Origin of the sequence: Amycolatopsis tolypomycina (assembly GCF_900105945.1) — a bacterium.
In the GTDB taxonomy this organism is placed as follows: Bacteria; Actinomycetota; Actinomycetes; order Mycobacteriales; family Pseudonocardiaceae; genus Amycolatopsis; species Amycolatopsis tolypomycina.
Genome location: NZ_FNSO01000004.1, coordinates 6,261,797 through 6,280,790 on the forward strand (window position 1 = coordinate 6,261,797; position 18,994 = coordinate 6,280,790).

Here is an 18,994-nt window from a genome sequence, read left to right on the forward strand (position 1 = left end):
GTGCCCGGCGTGTACCTGGTAAAGGAGGTCACCCTGGGCACCGACACCGTTCTCGACCCGGCGGAGCTCTACCGCACGCACCGCCCCGGCCTGGTCCGGCTCGCCGTGCTGCTGCCCGGCGACCGCGGGCTCGCCGAGGACGTCGTGCAGGACGCCTTCCTCGCCCTCTTCCGCCGCCCGCCGCTCGACGACCCGGCCGGCGCAGGCGGCTACCTCCGCGTCTCAGTCGTCAACGGCGCCCGCTCCGCCCACCGGCGCGCGGCACGGCGGCTGCGGCACCGCACCGGCGACCGCGACGACGCGCCACCCGCGGACACCGGAGTCCTGCTCGACGAGGAGCACCGCGAGGTGCTCGCCGCCGTGCGCCGGCTGCCCCGGCGGCAGCGGGAGGTGCTCGTGCTCCGGTACTGGGCCGGTCTTTCCGAGGCCGAGATCGCCGAGACGCTCGGCGTCTCGCGCGGCACCGTCAAGACCTGCGCCTCGCGCGCACTGGCCAAGCTGGAGGGAGAACTCCGATGACCGACGTCGAGGACCGCCTGCGACGCGCCTTCCACGCCTTCGCCGACACCGTGGACGTGACGCCCGCGCCCGTACCGGTAAGCCGTCGGCGGCTGGCCGCTCCGCTGGTGGCCGCGGCGGCGACCGTGCTCGTCGCGGGCGCCATTGCCGTCGTCGTCGCCACCCGGCCCGGGCCGGCGACCGCGCCTCCGGCCTCCCCGCCCCCGCCCGCCCCCTCCCCCTCCCCCTCCGCCGTGGTCTTGCCGGACTTCGCGCTCCTGACGCACTGCGGCGTCGACGAAGCGAAGATCGGCGACCGGTTCTACGAGGCCGAGACGCCGCTGATCGGCCCGGCCCGCAGCTCGCCTCCCGGCTGGGACAACCCTTACCAGCACGGCACGATGACACTCACCTCCCCGGCCGCCGCGGTGTTCCGCGACGCCCTCGGCCACGAGGTCCGGTTCCGTGTGCGTCCGGGCGCGACGGAGTTCAAGCACCTCTGTGACTAGGGCGTGTCTGACAAACATCTCGGTTGATTGCCGGGATGCTGCTGGTCGTGTCGCGGTTTCGGTTGCCTCGGTATCGGTGCGGGATCGCGTGGCGCGATGTGCCAGCGGTGTTCGGTCCGTGGCCGACGATCCGGACCTGGCACCGCCGGATGGCCGGCGACGGCACGTGGGACACAGCGCCGCAGCGGCTGTTGACCGAAGCGACGCGGCAAGCCTGGTGAATCGGTCGGTGTCAGCGCGGATAGAACACCACGGTGCACCACCTCGTCGACGGGAACGGCCGGGAGCCTTTGGCGGCTCGGCGGGGTGATCTGGTCGCCCGTTCCGGGATGACGAAGGTCCCGCATCGCCCGGCGGGCCGAGGGATGCTTACCGGACACGCTCCAACCGAAACTGTCGTACCTCCTCCTTACCGTGGTCGGCGTGAACCGAACCGATCGTCTCTACGCTCTCGTCGAAGAACTGCGCGCCGTCGCGCCGCGGCCACGTAGTGCCAGCTGGCTTGCGCGGCGGTTCGAGGTCAGTGTTCGCACCGTCGAACGGGACATCAGCGCCCTGCAGCAGTCCGGCACGCCCATCTACGCCGAGCCCGGGCGCACCGGTGGGTACTGCCTCGACAAGGCGCACACCATGCCGCCGGTCAACCTGACGGCCGCCGAGGCCGTTGCCATGGCCATTGCGCTGAGGCACCTCGACGGCACTCCGTTCCGAGCTGAAGGGCGCTCGGCGCTGCGCAAGCTGGTCGCCGCGATGCGCCGGGAGGATGCGGCCGAGGCACAGCACCTCGCCGCCTCCGTCCACCTGCTCGGCGCCGGTCCCATCCCGCCGATGCCGCCCGTGCTCAACATCCGCCGCGTGCTGCGCATCCGGTACGCCGACCGCGCGGGCGCCGTGACCCGGCGGGAGATCGAGCCGCTCGGCTACGTCGGCAAGCCCGAACACTGGTACCTCATCGCCTGGTGCCGGCTGCGCCGGGAGATCCGGGCGTTCCGCACCGACCGCATCGCCTCCTTCACCGTGACCTCCGAGGTGCCGCCCCTGCGCCGGCTGCGGCCCGAGGACCTGGACATCCCGCACGGCGACGTCGAGCAGCTCACTTTGGCGGGGTGAACACGGAGAAGTGGTTGCCCGCCGGGTCGAGCAGGTGCGCGAACGTCACGCCGACCGGGTTGACGCTCGGTGGTCGCCGCACCTGCCCGCCGGCCTTTTCGACCTGGCGGCAGGTGGCCTCGACGTCCTCGACCAGCACGGTGAAGATCGCGTAGTTCTCCTGGCCGGTGGCCAGGCCGCCGCGTGCGCCGCCGGTGTCGATGACGCGGTAGGCCGGGTCGGTGCTGGCCGACGTGTCCTGGGCGACCTTCCAGCCGAACACCTCACCGTAGAACCGTTCGGCGGCCGCCGGATCCGCGGTACCGATCTCGAACCAGGCGACGTCGTTGAATCCGGGCATGTCGTTCCTTCCACTGCCACGCCGGGTGTTTCCCGGTCACAGCCCACTCTCGACCGCGGTGACGACAACCCCCTGTCGGTGTTTCGAAAAAACCTCCGGAGTGCCGGGAGACCCCCTCTCCCGGCTCTCCGAAGGCCCTTCCCCACGCGGCCGGGGGGTCAGCAGGCCCACCGATGGGACCGGAGCAGGTACCCCGTACCGCTGCCCCCGACGAAGTTCCCGCGCCCACCGCTGGGGGTGCAGCCCGCGCGGCTGCCGCCGTAGTCGGCGCCGGTGTAGTACGAGACCGGGGCACCGGTGGTGCCGCGGTTCCAGACCGACTGCGCCTTCGTCGTCCGGGCCCACGAGCACCTGATGCTGCCGCTCAGCCAGTTGGGATCGTCGCCGGACCAGTTGCACATCTGGCCGGTTCCGTTGTCGCCCGTCCAGAAACAGACGTGTTGCGACGGGCAGTCGTCCCAGCTGGACACCGTCGCCTGCGCCGGAGCGGTCAGCAGCCCGCCGACCGCCACCGCCACGGCACCGCAGACCAAGCCCGTGCGCATTACGAACCTCATGACAGATTCCTTTCTCCGGAGAAAAACGGGAACTAGCAATTCCTGACGTATGCGATTCCGGTCCAGTTGCCATCGCGGTCGTGACTTGCGGCCGGCGGTGTCGTGTAGACCACACGGTTCACGTTGTTGTACATCCGCGCCCGGGTGCCGGTCGACTGGTTGTTGTCCCACGAACCCGGCCCGGAGAAACCGATGGTGTACCTGTCGCAGTAGTACATGTCGATCGAATCGCCGGTGTACCAGGTTCCGCTGTAGGCGCAGAAGCGGCCGTACGGAGCACCGGTCAGCCAGCCGCAGTAGTCGCTCGTGGTACCGGGCAGATTCCGCGGATGCGCCTCCCCGGGCAGCGCGATCGATACCGTGCCCTTTCCGTCGAGGTCGATCTTGTTGAGCCCGGTCTGGCGGCCGCCCATGACGGCCAGATAGCGTTCGGTCCGGCTCTGGAGCGTGGTGATCTGGGCGGAGGTGAGCCCCGCCGAGGTGCCCTGTACGGCGAATTCGCGCGGTACCGCGGACGTCGACGCGGCGCCCGGGCCGGCGACCACCGCCAGCGCGAGGACCGACATCGGAATTGCGCGCAGTACCATTGACTCGACCAGCATTCTTCTCCCCCGTCTCCGACGATGACACTCCCCTGACGCACGACCACTCTGCAGCTCCGCGCGCACAGAATCCGCACAGAAGCGGCACAGGATGCCCCGCCTGGAGGTAGGGCCCGACTGGTGGTTACGCGACGATGCCAGGAGGAAGATCGCGCGGGCGCACAGAGGGGAAGCGACGTGGAGTTCCGGCTCCTGGGTCCGCTGGAGGTGGAGCACGAAGGCGAGACGCCGGCGGTGGGCGGGCGGAGACAGCGGTCGGTGCTGGCCGCGCTGCTCCTGCGGGCCAACTCGGTGGCCGGGATCGGCTACCTCGCCGAGGCGGTGTGGGAAAAGCCGCCGGTGGCGCCGGAGTCCAACATCCGCACCTACGTCGCCGGGCTGCGCCGGATGTTCGGCGCGATCGGGGAGGACAGGCTGGCCACCCGGTCCGGCGGCTACCTGCTGACCGTCCACCGGGGCGAGCTGGACCTCGAGGTGTTCGAGGAACAGGCCGGGCTGGGCAACCAGGCGTGGCAGCGCGGGGACTTCGCGGCTGCCGCCGGTCATTTCGAACGCGCAGCGGGTCTGTGGCGCGGACGCCCTCTGGCGGGTCTGTCGCCGGGCCCCGTCCTCCGGGCGGAGATCGCCCGGCTGGAAGACGTCCGGCTCACCGCGGCGGAGCGGCACGCCCACGCGCGGATCGAGCTCGGACGCCCGGAAACCGCCGTGGGCGATCTTCGCGTGCTGCTAGCCGAACACCCCCTGCGGGAGCAGCTGTGGGTGACGCTGATGCTGGCGTTGCAGCACGCCGGACGGCAGGTGGAGGCGCTCGACGCCTTTTCACTCGCCCGGCAGCACCTCGTGACGGAGCTCGGCGTCGAGCCGGGGGCCCGGCTGCGGCAGGTCCACCAGGACATCCTCGCCGGCGAGTCCGCCCCGCCCGCCCAGGCGGAGACCGGCGCGTGGCGGCAGCTGCCGATGGACATCGGCGAGTTCGTCGGCCGCGAGGCGGAATTGCGCACGCTGCACGCGCTGGCGGAGCCCGATTCGCCCACGGCGGTGGTGATTTCCGCGATCCACGGGATGGCGGGGGTCGGCAAGACCCGGCTGGCCGTCCACGTCGCCCATCAGCTGGTCAGCACCGGGCGCTTCGACGAAATCCAGCTGTGGGCCGATCTGCGCGGGTTCGACGCCGAGCGGCCACCGGTGGCCTCCACCGCCGTGCTGGAGAACTTCCTGCGCCTGCTCGGCGTGGCGGGGCAGCACATCCCCCAGGAACTGGAGTCGCGAGCCGCGCTCTACCGCTCGCGGCTGGCCGGCCGGCGCGCGCTCGTCCTGCTGGACAACGCCGCGACCGAAGACCAGGTCCGCCACCTGCTGCCCGGTGGCCCCAGCAGTCTGGTGCTGATCACGAGCCGCCGGAGCCTGTCCGGGCTGGCCGGTGCCCGGGAACTGCCGGTCGACGTGCTTCCGCAGCAGGAAGCGGTCGCTTTGCTGGCCCGGATCGTCGGCGACGACCGCGTCGCCGACGAACCCCGGGCCGCCGCCCGGGTGGCCGAGCTGTGCGGCGGTCTGCCGATCGCGGTCTCGCTGGCCGCGCGGCGGCTGCGGATGCGTCCGACGTGGACGGTCGAGGACCTCGCCACCAGGCTGCAGGGAACGGACCGCCGGCTCGACCAGCTGGCCCCCGGCACCCACGAGCTGGACGCCCTGTTCACCATGTCGTACCGGGCCCTGCCACCGGCGCACCAGCGGATGTTCCGGCTGCTCGGGCTCCATCCGGGCAGCGACTTCACCGCCGGGCCGGCCGCGGCCCTCGCCGCGACGACGCCCGAAGAGGCCGAACTGCAGCTCGAGACATTGCTCGACGAACACCTGCTCGAGCAGACGACCGCGGGCCGGTACCGGTTCCACGACCTCGTCCGCTCGTTCGCCCGCGCACGGGCGCGGAACCACGAGACCCGGCGGGCGCTGCACCGGCTGCTCACCTGGTACCTGCACGCGGCCGAATCCGCTCGTGGTGTCTTCGATCCGCGCCGGGTCCGCATCGTCCCGCTCCACCCGTTGCCGGCGGAGTGCATCGTCCCGCGGTTCGTCGGCCACGAGGAAGCCCTCGCGTGGTACGAGTCGGAACGCACCACCCTGCGAGCGGTGGTCGAAACCGCCGCCGAAGCCGGTCTTCCGGAGGTGTCCTGGCAGCTGGCGTGGGTGATGCTCAGCTTCTACTACCGGCGCAGCCACTGGGACGACTGGATCGCGACCTTCCGCGTCGCTTTGGCGGCAACCCGGTCGCTCGGTGAACGACGCGGTGAAGGCATCATCTGGCGCGGCCTCGGGGTGGCCTACAGCGATCTGCGCCAGTTCGCCACGGCCATCGAGTGCCACCACCGCGCGCAGGCGCTCCTCGCCGAAGCCGGCGACCGGCACGGCCAGGCCTGGAACCTCAACAACCTCGGCGTCGCGTACGTCGACCTCGGCCGGCTCGCCAAGGCCGCCGGCTGCTTTCACCGGGCGCTCGCGCTGTTCCGCGAAACCGGCGACCGGCAGGGCGAAGGGCTCAGCCTGAACAACCTCGGCGACACCTACCGGCGGCTCGACGAGCCGGCGCGGGCCGCCGGCCGGCTCGAGCAGGCGCTCACCGTGCAACGGGAGAACGACGACCGGACCGGCCTGCAGTTCACCCTGGGCACGCTCGGCGACATCCACCACGATGCCGGCCGGCACGACCAGGCCCGGCGGCGGTACGAAGAAGCGCTCGCCATCAGCCGGGAACTCGGCGACCAGCGCACGACCGCCCGGATGCTGGCCAACCTCGCCCAGGCCCTGGACGCCCAGGGGCACCACGGCCAGGCACGAGCCCGGCGGCAGGAGGCCGTCGCGATCCTGGACGAACTCGGTGACCCACACGCGGACGTGGTCCGCGAACGGCTCGGGTGACGGACCGTCAGAGGCGCAACGCCGCGAGGAACGCGTCGGTCGTCGCGCGGTCGCGGACCGCCAGCCGCAGGTGATCCGGGCCGAGGCCGGGAAAAGTGTCCCCGCGCCGCACGGCATAGCCCGCTTCCCGCAGCCGCGCGCGCAGCGAAGCTCCACCGGGAACGCGCACCAGCACGAAGGGCCCACGCGGATCGCCCAGCACCGGCACACCCGCGGCGGCCAGGCCCGACACGAGGTACTCCCGGTCGGCTTCCGCGGCCACCGCCAGCTTCTCCGCTTCCTCCAACGCGGACGGACGGCAGCACGCCACCGTCGCCACCCCGGCCAACGTGGACACCGACCACGGCACCTGCACCGCCCGCAGCCGCTCGACGACGTCCGCCGGGCCGAGCACGTACCCCGCCCGCAGCCCGGCCAGGCCCCACGTCTTCGTCAGGCTGCGCAGCACGACGACGCCCGGGTGGCCGGCCGCCAGGCTCTCGATCTCGCCGGGCACCGCGTCCAGGAACGCCTCGTCCACCACGAGCAGCCGCCCGGGGCGCGCCAGGGAAAGCAGCGAGGACGCGGGATGCAGGACCGACGTCGGATTGGTCGGGTTGCCGACGAACACCAGGTCGGCGTCGGCCGGGACCAGCGCCGGATCGAGGACGAAACCGTCCGCTTCGGACAGGATCACCCGCGAGACCGCGTGGCCCGCCGCCCGCAGCGCCGCTTCCGGCTCGGTGAACTGCGGGTGCACGACCACGGCGTGCCGCGGCCGGAAAGCCGAGGCCAGCAGGGTGAAAGCCTCGGCGGCACCGGCCGTGACCAGGACTTCCGAGGAAGCGCGGCCGTGGCGCGCGGCCACCGCAGCCACAGCATCCACAGTGGACGGATAGGCGGCCAGCGAGTCCAAGGCGGACGCCAGTTCGTCCCGCAGCCAAGCCGGCGGCCGCGGCAATCGGACGTTCACGGCGAGGTCGACCAGCCCCGGCTCGACCTCACGATCGCCGTGGTGGTGCAGGTCGTAGTCAGGCATGAGCCCGGACCCGAGCCGCGAACCGCTGAGCCAGCTCCGGATACCCGGCCCAGTGAACGTGCAGGTAGGACGCGTGCAGCGTCGGCGACGCGAAGCCGTCCAGCTGCCGGTCCCAGCCCCAGGCCGCCGCGGCGCCGTGCGACGGCGTCACCTCGGTGCGGTGGAACTCGTGCCCTGTCACGCGTTGCCCGGCCGTGGCCAGCACGTTGTCCTCGACGGCGACCGCACGCCGGTAGCCGAGCTTGCCGCGGGCGGTCATCTTGGCGTCGGCGGGCACCGCGCCGACCATGGGCACGCCGTCCAGCGACTGGCACAGGTACAGCAGGCCCGCGCACTCGGCGCTCACCGGCATCCCGCCCCGGATCGCCGCAGCGACCGCCGAGCGCAACGCCGTGTTCGCCGACAGTTCCGCCGCGTGCACCTCGGGGAACCCGCCGCCGAAGTACAGGCCGGCGCACCCGTCGGGCAACGCCTGGTCCCGCAGTGGATCGACGTCCACGACCGAAACCCCGCACGCGGCCAGCAGCTCGACGTTCTCGGTGTACCGGAAGGTGAACGCCGGCCCGCCGGCCGCCGCGATCGTCACCGGCGGACCGTCCACACCGGACGGTTCCCACGGCGGCGTGGAGAGCCGTGACGCGCCGGACGCGATCCGCACGATCGCGTCCAGGTCGACGCCGTCCCGCACCCACGCGGCCAGCGCGGGCAGCACGTTCTTCGCCTCCGCGGCCCGTTCCGCGGCCGGCACGAGCCCGAGGTGCCGGCTCGGCGCGTGGATCTCCTCGTTGCGGTACAACGCCCCCAGCAGCGGAACGCCGGTGGCCTCCAGCGCGGACGCGATCTCGTCGAGGTGCCGCTGCGAGCCCAGCTTGTTGAGGATGACGCCGGCGAGCCGCACGCGGTTGTCGTAGTGCGCGAAGCCGAGCACTGTCGCGGCGACGCTGCGCGAAGCCGCCGAAGCGTCGACGACCAGCACGACCGGCGCGTCCAAGACCCTGGCCACGTGCGCGGTCGACGCGTAGCCCTCGGTGCCCAGCGCCCCGTCGAACAGGCCCATCACGCCTTCGATCACGGCGATGTCGGCGCCGTGGGCACCGTGCCGCAGCAACGGGATCAGCCGATCCTCGCCCTGCAGGAACGGGTCGAGGTTGCGCGCGGGACGTCCGGTCGCGAGGGCGTGGTAGGACGGATCGATGAAGTCCGGCCCGACCTTGTGCCCGGACACCCGGTGCCCGGCCGCGCGCAGCGCCGCCATCAGCCCGGCGGCGATCGTGGTCTTGCCGTGCCCGGAACCGGGCGCGGCGACGACCACCCGCGCTACCACTCGATCCCCCGCTGGCCCTTCTGCCCGGCGTCCATCGGGTGCTTGACCTTGGTCATCTCGGTGACCAGGTCGGCCGCCTCGACGAGCTCCGGCGGCGCGTACCGGCCGGTGATGACGACGTGCTGGTGCCCCGGCCGCGAGACCAAAGCAGACACGACGTCGTCGACCTCGAGCCAGCCCCACTTGAGCAGGTAGGAGAACTCGTCGAGGACGTAGAAATCGTGGGTCTCGGCGGCGAGCCGTCGCTTGATCTCCGCCCAGCCCTCACGGGCGTTGGCCGCGTGGTCCTCTTCGGTGCCGGACTTGCGCGCCCAGCTCCAGCCCTCGCCCATCTTGTGCCACTCGACCGGCCCGCCCTGGCCAGTGTCCTCGTGCAGCTTCCCCAGCGCGCGGAACGCGGCTTCCTCGCCGACGCGCCACTTCGCCGACTTGACGAACTGGAACACGCCGATCGACCAGCCCTGGTTCCAGGCCCGCAGCGCCATCCCGAACGCGGCCGTCGACTTGCCCTTCATCTCGCCGGTGTGCACGGCGAGCAGCGGCCGGTTGCGGCGCTGGCGCGTGGTCAGGCCGTCGTCCGGGACGGCGTCCGGTTTGCCCTGCGGCATCAGGCGGCCCTTCCGGTCCGGGCGCGGACGGCCCCCGCCAGCGCTTCGGCGGCGACGTCGGCGAGGGGGACGTGGTCCGCGCCGAGGTGGGCGGCGAGGTCGGCGGCCAGGCCGAGCCGCATCTTGCCGCTCTCGCAGTCCATCACGATCGTCGTGACGCCGCTGAGCAGCCCGGCCGCGGCCTGGGCGCGCGCGACGGCGTCCGGCCCGCTGGTGGCGCGCCCGTCGGTGACGACGACCAGCAGCGGACGGCGCCGGGGGTCGCGGATCTCCTCGACACGCAGCACGCGCGCGGCTTCCAGGAGTCCTTCGGCCAGCGGCGTCCGGCCGCCGGTCGGGAGGCCTTCGAGGCGGGACGCGGCCGCGTCGACGCTGATCGTCGGCGGCAGCGCGAGTTCGGCCGCGTCGCCGCGGAAGGTGACGAGCCCGACCTTGTCGCGGCGCTGGTAGGCGTCGAGCAGCAGCGACAGGACGGCGGACTTGACCTCGCGCATCCGGGCCTTCGCGCCCATCGAGCCGGACGCGTCCACGCAGAAGAGGACGAGGTTGCCTTCACGCCCTTCGCGCAGGGCGTAGCGGACGTCTTCCGGCCGCAGCTTCAGCCCGGCGCCGGCCCGGCCGCGCGCCTTCTGGTGCGGCGCCGCGGCTTTCACGGTCGCGACCAGGTGGGGCCGGCCTTCGCGGACACTCGCGGGCTGCACGCCGACGGTGCGGCCGCTGTCGGTGATCGCGCGCGACCGGCGTCCCCGCTCCCCTTCGCCCATGCCCTTCACGCGGAAGACGCGGGCCTTGAACGTCTCGCCGGCGCCCACGGTCTTCTGCTGGCCGCCCGCGTTCTGCTGCGGCGCGTTTTCGCTGCCCTGCTGCGGTTCGGGGGCCTGCGGTGCTTCCGGTGGCGCCGACCCCGAACCGGGGCCGTCGTCCTCGGGTCCCGGGTCCGGCTGGGCGTCCTGCAGGGCCTGCTCGAGCTGCTCTTCGGAGATGCCCGGCGCGTCGAACGGGTTGCGGCGGCGCCGGTGCGGCAGCGCGAGGCGGGCGGCGACGCGGACGTCCTCGGTCGTCACTTCGTCCCGGCCGGCCCAGGCCGCGTGCGCGACCGCGGTGCGCGCGGTGACGATGTCCGCGCGCATGCCGTCGACCTCGAAGGACGCGCAGACCTCGGCGATCTGGCGCAGGGCCTCGTCGGGGAGCTTGACGGCGGGCAGCAGCCGCTGTGCCGCTTCGATGTCCGCGGCGAGCCGCGCGTCCTCTTCCGCGTACTGCGCGGCGAAGGCGTCGGGATCGGCTTCGTAGGCCAGGCGGCGGCGGACGACCTCGACGCGCTGCTCCGGGTCGCGGCTGGAGGCGACCTCGACGGTCAGCCCGAACCGGTCGAGCAGCTGCGGCCGCAGCTCGCCCTCCTCGGGGTTCATGGTGCCGATCAACACGAACCGCGCCGCGTGCGAGACCGAAACGCCTTCGCGCTCGACGGTCGCGCGCCCCATCGCGGCGGCGTCCAGGAGCGTGTCGACGAGGTGGTCGTGCAGCAGGTTGACCTCGTCGACGTAGAGCAGCCCGCGGTGGGCGGCGGCGAGCAGGCCGGGCTGGAAGTCCGTGACGCCTTCGGCGAGCGCGCGTTCCAGGTGCAGGCTGCCGATGACGCGGTCTTCGGCCGCGCCGACGGGGAGTTCGACCAGCTTCGCGGGACGGCGGTGGCTCTTCGCGCCGTCGTGCGGGCCGTCCGGGCAGCGCGGGTCGGGCGCCGCGGGATCGCAGGAGAACCGGCAGCCGTCGACGACGTCCACGCCGGGCAGGAGGCCCGCGAGCGCGCGGACCATGGTCGACTTCGCGGTGCCCTTTTCGCCGCGCACCAGCACCCCGCCGACGGCGGGCGAGATCGAGGAGAGGACCAGCGCCAGGCGCAGGTCCGGCAGCCCGACGACGGCGGTGAACGGGTACGGCTTCAACAGCGCTCCTGAGGTCGGCGACCGGCCGATCATCGCACAGCGCCCGCCTCGCTTAGGGTGGGAAATCGTGCGCGAAAAATCACGTCCGCCTGCTGCCGGAGCGGACCGGCTGACCGTGGTCGGGATCGGGGCCGACGGCTGGTCCGGGCTGTCGGAACAGGCGCGGGCCGCGGTGCTCGCCGCCGACGTCGTGCTGGGGGCGCCCCGGCAGCTGGGCTACCTGCCCGAGGACGTCCCGGCGCAGGCGTGGCCGACGCCGTTGCTGCCGGGGCTGGACGCCGTCATCGCCGAGCACGAAGGCGCCCGGATCTGCGTCCTGGCCAGCGGAGATCCGTTTTTGTCGGGGGTGGGTGCCACACTGGTGGCCCATGGATACGAGGTCGAGGCACTGCCCGCGCTCTCGTCGGTGACACTGGCCCGGGCACGGCTGGGCTGGTCCGCCGAGGAGACCGAGGTGGTCACCATCGTCGGCCGGTCGTCCGCCCGCGTCGCCCGGGTGCTGGCACCGCGCCGGCGAGTGCTCGTCCTGGGTGCCGACGCGCCCGCTTTGCGCTCCCTGCTCACCGTGCGGGGTTATGGCGAGAGCGAGCTGATCGCGTTGGAGAACCTGGGCGGGCCCGACGAGCGCATCTCCGACGGCTGGGCCGGCGATCCCGGACCGCTGACGGTGTTCGCGCTGGAGTGCGCGGGTCCGGCGTTGCCGCTGATCGGCATCCCGGACGACGTGTACGCCCACGACGGGCAGCTGACCAAACGCGACCTCCGCGTGTCGGCGCTGGCCCGCCTCGCGCCGAGTCCCGGCGAGCTGTTGTGGGACGTCGGCGCGGGCGCGGGCAGCGTCGGCATCGAGTGGTCGCGGCTGCACGGCCTCAACCGCGCGATCGCGATCGAGCGCTCGGCGGAGCGTGCCGAACGGATCGGGCGCAACGCATTGGACCTGGGAGTACCGGAATTGGAGGTGGTGACGGGAGAAGCACCGGAGGCGCTGAGCGCGCTGCCCGCACCGGACGCGGTCTTCATCGGAGGCGGCGTGACGGCGCCGGGCGTACTGGACGCGTGCGTGGCCACGGGCGCGCGAGTGGTGGCGCACGGGGTGACGCTGGAGGCCGAGCAGGTCTTGGCCAGGGCGTACGAGGAGCACGGAGGGGAGCTGCTGCGGATCGGTGTCGAGCGGGCGGCCCCGCTGGGCGGCTTCACGGGCTGGACCCCGGCGCGGGCCGTGACCCAGTGGAGCAGCCGATGACCGTGCACTTCATCGGCGCCGGCCCCGGGGCCGCCGACCTCATCACCGTGCGGGGCCGCGACCTGCTGGCCCGCTGCGGTGTCTGCCTCTACCCCGGCAGCATGACCCCGCCCGACCTGCTCACGTACTGCCCGGCCGGCGCCGAGCTGGTCGACACGGCGAACCTGAGCCTCGAGCAGATCGTCGCGAAGCTCGTCGACGCCCACCGCTGCGGGCACGACGTCGCCCGGCTGTGCTCGGGCGACCCGTCGCTCTACAGCGCCGTCGCCGAGCAGATGCGGCGGCTCGACGCGGCCGGCGTGCCCTACGACGTCGTGCCGGGCGTGCCTGCCTTCGCCGCGTCGGCCGCGGTGCTGCAGCGGGAACTCACCGTGCCCGAGATCGGGCAGAGCCTGGTGATCACCCGCGTCCAGGCGCGCTCGACGAAGATGCCGCCCGGCGAGACGCTGGCCGCGTTCGCCGCGACCGGCGCCACGCTCGCGCTGCACCTCGCCGTCAACCACGTCGAGCGGGTGGCCGGGGAGCTGACGCCGCACTACGGCGCGGACTGTCCCGTCGCCGTCGTCGCGCTCGCCAGCCAGCCCGGGGAAGCCGTCGTGCGCGGGGTGCTGGGCGAGCTGCCCGCGCTGGTGCGGGCGGCCGGGATGACGCGTGCTGCCACGATCTTCGTCGGGCGGGTGCTCGCCGCCACGAACTTTCCCGACAGCTTCCTCTACTCGAGTGCCCGTGACCGGGCGAACCAACCGGAGTCGTTGTGACGGAACTGCGCTGGGGCCTGCTGGCCGCCGGGACGATCGCCGCCCACTTCGCCGCGGGCGTCGACGAAAGCAAACACGGCGTGCTCGGCGCCGTCGCGGCGCGGGATGCCGGGCGGGCGCGGGAGTTCGCCACGCGCTTCGACATCCCGAAGGCCTACAGCAGCTACGAAGAGCTCCTCGCCGATCCGGACGTCGACGCCGTGTACGTCTCGACGCCGCACGCGCTCCACAAACAATGGGCCATCGCCGCCGCCGAAGCCGGGAAGCACGTGCTGTGCGAGAAGCCGCTGACGATCACCGCGGCCGACGCCGAGGAGGTGATCGCCGCCGCGCGGGCGAACGACGTCTTCCTGATGGAGGCGTTCATGTACCGGCTGCACCCGCAGACGCGGCGGCTGGCCGAGCTGATCTCGTCCGGCGCCATCGGCGAGGTCCGCGCGGTCGACACCACCTTCTCCTTCGACAGCAACCCGGAGGAGACGGCCCGGCTCAGCGACCCGGCGCTCGGCGGCGGCGGGATCCTCGACGTCGGCTGCTACTGCACGTCCCTGGCGCGCCTGGTCGCGCAGGCGGCGACCGGCCAGGACGTCGTCGAGCCGTCCGAGGTCAGCGGGATGGCGCACCTGTCGGCCACCGGCGTCGACGAATGGGCGACCGGGCTGCTGCGGCTGCCCGGGGACATCCTCGCGACGATCTCGTGCGGCATCCGGCTCACCCGCGAGGACGGCATCCGCGTCTTCGGCTCGGAAGGGCAGATCCACATCCCGCAGCCGGCGTGGATCCACCCGCTGCGCGGGCCCGGTGTCTCGCGGATCGTCCTGACCCCGGCCGGGGGCGAACCGGAGGTCATCGAGGTCGAAGCCACCCAGGGCGTCTTCGCGCGCGAGGCGGACCACGTCGCCGCGCACGTCGGAGACCGGCAGGCGCCGGAACTGACCTGGGCCGAGACCCTCGCCAACCTGCGGACGCTGGACCGCTGGCGCGAGGCCGTCGGCTACGGGCGTTCTTCGTGATCCTCATCCTCGGCGGGACCGGCGAAGCCCGGCAGCTCGCCGAAGCGCTCTCCGCGCGCGAAGTGCGCGTGGTGTCTTCGCTGGCGGGGCGCGTCGCACGGCCGAGGCTTCCCGTCGGCGAAGTGCGCGTCGGCGGCTTCGGGGGCCCGGAGGGGCTCGCTCGGTACCTGCGCGAAAACCGGGTCGACGCCGTCGTGGACGCGACGCACCCCTTCGCCGAACGCATCGGCGCGAACGCGGCGGCGGCCGCCGAGCTGACGCGAACGCCGCTGCTCAGGCTCGCGCGGCCCGGCTGGCAGGCGGGCCCCGGGGACGTCTGGCACTGGGCCGACGACCTCGCCGACGCCGCCCGGCAGCTGCCCGACCTGGGCCGACGCGTGTTCCTCACCAGCGGCCGCCAGGGGCTGCCCGCCTTCGCGCACCTCGACGACCTGTGGTTCCTCATCCGGTGCGTCGACCCGCCCGGGCCGCCGCTGCCGCGGCACCACGAACTCCTCCTCGCCCGCGGGCCGTACGAGGTCGCCGCCGAGCGGGAGCTGCTGGGCCGGGTCGACGTCCTGGTCACCAAGGACTCCGGCGGCCCGCAGACCAGCGCGAAGCTGACCGCGGCCCGCGAGCTCGGCAAGCCCGTCGTCGTGATCCGGCGGCCGGCGCGGCCGCGCACCGCGACCGCCGAAACCGTCCCCGAAGCCGTCGAATGGGTCCTGCACCGATGATCGAAGAGTTCTACGAAGTCCTGCGCAAGCGGCGGGACGTCCGCGGCGAGTTCACCGGCGAGCCGATCCCCGAAGCCACGCTCGTGCGGATCCTCGAGGCCGCGCACGCCGCGCCGAGCGTCGGGCTGACGCAGCCGTGGGACTTCGTGCTGGTCGACGACGTCGCCACGCGGGAGAAGTTCGCGAAGCACGTCCACGAGGAGCGGGAGGTCTTCGCCGGGCAGCTCGGCGAAGACCGCGCGAGCACCTTCGCGAACATCAAGATCGAGGGCATCCTCGAGGCGAGCCTCGGCATCGTCGTCACCTACGACCCCGCGCGCGGTGCGCCCGACGTGCTCGGCCGGCACGCCATCGCCGACGCCGGCCTCTACTCGGTGTGCCTCGCCATCCAGAACCTCTGGCTCGCCGCCACCGCGGAAGGCCTGGGCGTCGGCTGGGTCAGCTTCTACCGCGAGCCGTTCCTGAGCGAGCTGCTCGGCATCCCCGACGGCGTCCGGCCGGTCGCCTGGCTCTGCGCCGGGCCGGTGAGCCGGCTGGAGACCGTGCCCGACCTGGAACGCCACGGCTGGCGCAGCCGCCGTCCCCTGTCCGCGGCGATACACCACGGGCGGTTCACCCCGCGTGACCCGGGGGCTGCGTCAGCCGCCGACCTCTGACCCGTTAGCGTTGCGCCGATGCGTCTGATTGCCGTAGCGCTGGGGCTGCTCTCGGCCTTGTGCGCGCTGGCTTTCCCCTTCCTGCCGGTGGTGCAGGACACGGCGGAGGTCGTCTGGCCGACCGGCAGCGACACCCGCTCCGTCAACGCGCCCTTGACCGGGTACTGGGCCCAGGACCTGCGGGCCGAGGTGCCGTGCGCGACCATCCGCTCGGTCGACGCCCGCACGAACGGTCCCGGCCTGCTGTTCGCCACCGTGCCGGACGGCCGCACCGACCCGAACGCCGGCAAGGGCGTCGGGCTGCAGCTGCGCATCGACAACGGCGTGCTGTTCGCCTCCAGCCAGGGCCAGCAGATCGCCCAGCAGCCCCTGCCCGCCGACAAGTGCGACGTCGAGCTGGACGTCGACGCGACGCAGATGACACTGGCCGTGGCCGGGACGCCCATCTTCCACACCGGCGGCGACGTCCGCCCGCGGCTGGTCGGCATCTACTCGTCGATCAACTCGCTCAAGGACCCGATCGCCGGCCTGCACGTCTCGGTCGTGCCGGACACGCGGTACCAGACGTCACCGACCGCGCTGAAGATCGTCGTCGGCGTGCTCGCCGTGCTGTCGCTGATCGGCTGCCTGATCGCCGTCTGGCGCCGCGACTCCGGGTTCGCGCGCCGCGCCCCGCGCTGGGCGCCGATCGGCTGGTGGCGGCTGACGCTGCGGGACGTCACGGTGATCGCCGCGCTCGGCGCATGGGTCTTCATCGGCCCGGTGACCTCGGACGACGGCTACATCCTCACGATGGCCCGCGTCACCGAGGCCACCGGCTACCTGACGAACTACCACCGCTGGTTCGGCGTCGCGGAGGCGCCGTTCGGCTGGTTCTACCACGTGTTCGAGCTGATGACGCACGTCAGCACGGTGCCGCCGTGGATCCGGCTGCCGTCGTTCCTGCTCGGCGTGCTCAGCTGGCTGCTGATCAGCCGCGAGGTGATGCCGCGCCTCGGCAGTCAGATCCGCACCAGCCGCCCGGCCAGCTGGGCCGCGGCGACGGTGTTCCTCATCTGGTGGATGCCCTACAACAACGGCGTCCGCCCGGAACCGGTGGCCGCGCTCGGCTCGCTGCTGGCGATCTGCGCGGTCGAGCGCACGCTGGTGACGCGCCGGCTGCTGCCGCTGTGCCTCGGGCTGACCGCGGCCGGGTTCACCCTGGCCGCGACGCCGACCGGGCTGATCGCGGTGGCGCCGTTCCTGGTCGCCGCGCGTCCGCTGTTCAAGCTGGTGCGCCAGCGCGCGAACGAGAGCGGCTGGCTCCCGGTCCTCGCGCCGGTCGCCGCCGCCGGGCTGCTGGTGCTGGTCGTGGTGTTCGCCGACCAGACGTTCGCGACCGTGCAGGAGGCGACCCGGATCCGCACCCAGGTCGGCCCGAACCTGTCGTGGTTCCAGGAGCTCGCGCGCTACCAGCTGCTGTTCGCCGACCTGCCGGACGGCTCGGCACCACGCCGGTTCCCGGTGCTGCTGGTCGTGCTGTGCACGGCCACCTGCCTGGTGATGCTGCTGCGTCGCGGCCGCATCCCCGGCGCGTCGCTCGGCCCGGCCCGCCGCCTGATCGGCACGACGGCGCTGTTCTTCCTGCTGCTGGCCCTGACGCCGACGAAGTGGACGCACCACTTCGGCGCGTTCGCCGCGGTCGGCGCGTCGATGGCGGCGCTGGCCGCGCTCGCGACCAGCTCCACGGTGCTGCGCTCCAAACGCAACCGCGCGGCCTTTCTCGCGGCGCTGCTGGTGGTCGCCGCGCTCGCCGCGACCGGCCCGAACACGTACTGGTTCGTCTCGCGGCTCGGCGTCCAGTGGACGAACGTGGCGCCGTCGATCGGCGGCATCCCGCTCTCGACGATCCTGCTGGCCGCGGCCGCGATCGCCGGGATCTACGCGTTCGTCGAGAACGTCCGCGCGCACCGGCCCGGCCTGCCCGACCAGCCGCAGGAAGGCCGGCTGCGGGCGCTGCGGCTCGGGTCGCTGTCGCTGGTGGTGGTCTGCGGCCTGGTGGCGGCGGGCGAGTTCGTCACGATGGCGTGGGCGATCCACAACCAGTCCGGCAGCTACAGCCTGGGCGCGGCCAACATCGGGCACCTGTTCGGCAAGAGCTGCAACCTCTCCGACCACGTGATGGTCGAGCGCGACGCGGCCACGAGCATCCTGCACCCGCAGGCCGAGCAGCGGACCGTCGCGGAGAAGCCCAAGGAGCCCGAGTCGCCGCTGCCGAACCCCGACCAGGACAACGGCCGCGTCCAGACCGGTTTCCACACCCGCCCGGTCGACGACAAGGACCCCCTGGCCGAGCCGCCGCACGGGTTCACCCCCGACAAGGTCCCGATGTGGTCGAGCTACCTCGACCCGGAGACGCGCGCCGGGCGGTTGCGCAGCGACTGGTACGCGCTGACGGAGAAGCCGGCGGACGGCCAGATCGTGGTGGCGACGGCCGGGACGGCCCGCCGTCCCACGTCGGTCAGCCTCGACTACGGCGTCAACACCCCGGACGGCGTGAAGGTGCTGCGCAGCCAGTTCATGCTCCCGCCGGGCTCGGGCACGGGCGGCTGGAACGACACCCGCATCAACCTGCGCGACCTGCCGCCGGAGACGAACGCGGTCCGCGTCAACATCGTCGACAACGACCTGACGGAGGACGGCTGGATCGCCGCCTCGGCACCGCGGGTCCCGACGTTCACGACGCTGACGGACCGCATCGGCTCGAAGCCGGTGTACGTGGACTGGCCCGCTTCGTTCGTGTACCCGTGCGTCCAGCCGGTGACCAGCCACGACGGCATCTCGCAGGTCCCGGACTACCGCATCACGGCGGGCGGCCTGGCGGACGAGGCCCAGTGGGCGTCCTCGACGAACGGCGGCCCGATCGGCTGGCTGGAGGAACTGGCCGAGGAGCCGGAGGTGCCGAGCTACCTGATCGGCCAGCCGAGCCAGTCGTGGGGCCAGCTGCTCCAGATCGAGCCGTTCACCGAGGGCATCGCCCCGACGGTGATCCGCGGGGAGAAGACAGTGCCGGGCTGGTGGTCGCCGGGGCCGGGACCGCGCCAGCCGAACGGCAAGGACCCGACGCGCTGAGTGCCCCGGACGGACGGCCGCCAGAGCACGAAACCGGCATCGCCCACCCGCAGCCGAGGCGGGCGGTGC

At 72.9% G+C, this 18,994-nt stretch carries 18 protein-coding genes; 11 read left to right on the top strand and 7 right to left on the bottom strand.

The genetic code is table 11. From position 1 onward, the window contains the following. The 4 genes from BLW76_RS38275 to BLW76_RS38290 all read left to right on the top strand — a co-directional run bounded on the left by BLW76_RS38275 (window position 1) and on the right by BLW76_RS38290 (window position 2,117). Window positions 1–519 (top strand): RNA polymerase sigma factor, encoded by a 519-nt coding sequence (locus BLW76_RS38275; protein WP_244170504.1) that lies wholly within the window; start codon window positions 1–3, stop codon window positions 517–519. Then, window positions 516–1,007: a hypothetical protein gene (locus tag BLW76_RS38280; protein WP_091316778.1), complete on the top strand. Its 492-nt coding sequence runs from the start codon at window positions 516–518 to the stop codon at window positions 1,005–1,007. The genes BLW76_RS38275 and BLW76_RS38280 overlap by 4 nt, the downstream gene beginning before the upstream one ends. A gap of 35 nt (window positions 1,008–1,042) precedes the next feature. Further along, window positions 1,043–1,228, top strand: coding sequence for a transposase (locus BLW76_RS50850; RefSeq protein WP_091316780.1), 186 nt, complete (start codon window positions 1,043–1,045; stop codon window positions 1,226–1,228). A gap of 202 nt (window positions 1,229–1,430) precedes the next feature. After that, a complete protein-coding gene (locus tag BLW76_RS38290) occupies window positions 1,431–2,117 on the top strand; it encodes a helix-turn-helix transcriptional regulator (RefSeq protein WP_244170505.1) in 687 nt (228 codons plus the stop codon). Here BLW76_RS38290 and BLW76_RS38295 read toward each other — a convergent pair. The 3 genes from BLW76_RS38295 to BLW76_RS38305 all read right to left on the bottom strand — a co-directional run bounded on the left by BLW76_RS38295 (window position 2,101) and on the right by BLW76_RS38305 (window position 3,616). After that, entirely contained in the window at window positions 2,101–2,457 is a 357-nt protein-coding gene (locus BLW76_RS38295) for a VOC family protein (protein WP_091316783.1), read from the bottom strand. The two genes, BLW76_RS38290 and BLW76_RS38295, sit on opposite strands and share 17 nt — an antisense overlap. 158 nt (window positions 2,458–2,615) lie before the next feature. Further along, complete coding sequence (locus BLW76_RS38300) at window positions 2,616–3,014, bottom strand: peptidase inhibitor family I36 protein (protein ID WP_091316784.1); 399 nt, start codon at window positions 3,012–3,014, stop codon at window positions 2,616–2,618. A 32-nt stretch (window positions 3,015–3,046) separates the two neighbouring features. After that, window positions 3,047–3,616, bottom strand: a complete 570-nt coding sequence (locus tag BLW76_RS38305) for a hypothetical protein (RefSeq protein WP_143060762.1) — start codon at window positions 3,614–3,616, stop codon at window positions 3,047–3,049. A gap of 177 nt (window positions 3,617–3,793) precedes the next feature. Here BLW76_RS38305 and BLW76_RS38310 point away from each other — a divergent pair, with 177 nt between their 5' ends. Beyond that, window positions 3,794–6,532, top strand: a complete 2,739-nt coding sequence (locus tag BLW76_RS38310; RefSeq protein WP_091316787.1) for an AfsR/SARP family transcriptional regulator — start codon at window positions 3,794–3,796, stop codon at window positions 6,530–6,532. A gap of 7 nt (window positions 6,533–6,539) precedes the next feature. On the opposite strand, the gene cobC is transcribed toward BLW76_RS38310, so the two are convergent. Genes cobC through BLW76_RS38330 form a run of 4 tightly spaced genes read right to left on the bottom strand, consistent with a single transcriptional unit; the run spans window position 6,540 to window position 11,428 of the window. After that, the gene (gene cobC, locus BLW76_RS38315) at window positions 6,540–7,550 is read right to left on the bottom strand and encodes an Rv2231c family histidinol phosphate aminotransferase CobC (RefSeq protein ID WP_091316789.1); all 1,011 of its coding nucleotides are present in this window, start codon (window positions 7,548–7,550) and stop codon (window positions 6,540–6,542) included. Continuing rightward, window positions 7,543–8,874, bottom strand: a complete 1,332-nt coding sequence (locus BLW76_RS38320; protein WP_091316790.1) for a cobyrinic acid a,c-diamide synthase CobB — start codon at window positions 8,872–8,874, stop codon at window positions 7,543–7,545. Before BLW76_RS38320 ends, cobC begins: the two co-directional genes overlap by 8 nt. Further along, the gene (gene cobO / locus BLW76_RS38325) at window positions 8,868–9,482 is read right to left on the bottom strand and encodes a cob(I)yrinic acid a,c-diamide adenosyltransferase (RefSeq protein ID WP_091316792.1); all 615 of its coding nucleotides are present in this window, start codon (window positions 9,480–9,482) and stop codon (window positions 8,868–8,870) included. Before cobO ends, BLW76_RS38320 begins: the two co-directional genes overlap by 7 nt. Beyond that, window positions 9,482–11,428 (bottom strand): putative cobaltochelatase, encoded by a 1,947-nt coding sequence (locus BLW76_RS38330; protein WP_091316794.1) that lies wholly within the window; start codon window positions 11,426–11,428, stop codon window positions 9,482–9,484. Before BLW76_RS38330 ends, cobO begins: the two co-directional genes overlap by 1 nt. Before the next feature lie 67 nt (window positions 11,429–11,495). Here BLW76_RS38330 and cbiE point away from each other — a divergent pair, with 67 nt between their 5' ends. Genes cbiE through BLW76_RS38360 form a run of 6 tightly spaced genes read left to right on the top strand, consistent with a single transcriptional unit; the run spans window position 11,496 to window position 18,925 of the window. Further along, window positions 11,496–12,671 carry a precorrin-6y C5,15-methyltransferase (decarboxylating) subunit CbiE gene (gene cbiE / locus BLW76_RS38335; protein ID WP_208613472.1) on the top strand — a complete coding sequence of 392 codons (1,176 nt, stop codon included), beginning with the start codon at window positions 11,496–11,498 and terminating at the stop codon, window positions 12,669–12,671. Continuing rightward, entirely contained in the window at window positions 12,668–13,429 is a 762-nt protein-coding gene (gene cobM, locus BLW76_RS38340; RefSeq protein WP_091316795.1) for a precorrin-4 C(11)-methyltransferase, read from the top strand. Before cbiE ends, cobM begins: the two co-directional genes overlap by 4 nt. Continuing rightward, window positions 13,426–14,442 (top strand): Gfo/Idh/MocA family protein, encoded by a 1,017-nt coding sequence (locus BLW76_RS38345; RefSeq protein ID WP_091316797.1) that lies wholly within the window; start codon window positions 13,426–13,428, stop codon window positions 14,440–14,442. The genes cobM and BLW76_RS38345 overlap by 4 nt, the downstream gene beginning before the upstream one ends. Then, window positions 14,439–15,158 (top strand): cobalt-precorrin-6A reductase, encoded by a 720-nt coding sequence (locus tag BLW76_RS38350; protein WP_091316799.1) that lies wholly within the window; start codon window positions 14,439–14,441, stop codon window positions 15,156–15,158. The genes BLW76_RS38345 and BLW76_RS38350 overlap by 4 nt, the downstream gene beginning before the upstream one ends. After that, entirely contained in the window at window positions 15,155–15,814 is a 660-nt protein-coding gene (gene bluB, locus BLW76_RS38355) for a 5,6-dimethylbenzimidazole synthase (protein WP_091316800.1), read from the top strand. The genes BLW76_RS38350 and bluB overlap by 4 nt, the downstream gene beginning before the upstream one ends. Before the next feature lie 18 nt (window positions 15,815–15,832). Next, window positions 15,833–18,925: an arabinosyltransferase domain-containing protein gene (locus BLW76_RS38360; protein WP_091316802.1), complete on the top strand. Its 3,093-nt coding sequence runs from the start codon at window positions 15,833–15,835 to the stop codon at window positions 18,923–18,925. Window positions 18,926–18,994: the final 69 nt, after the last annotated feature.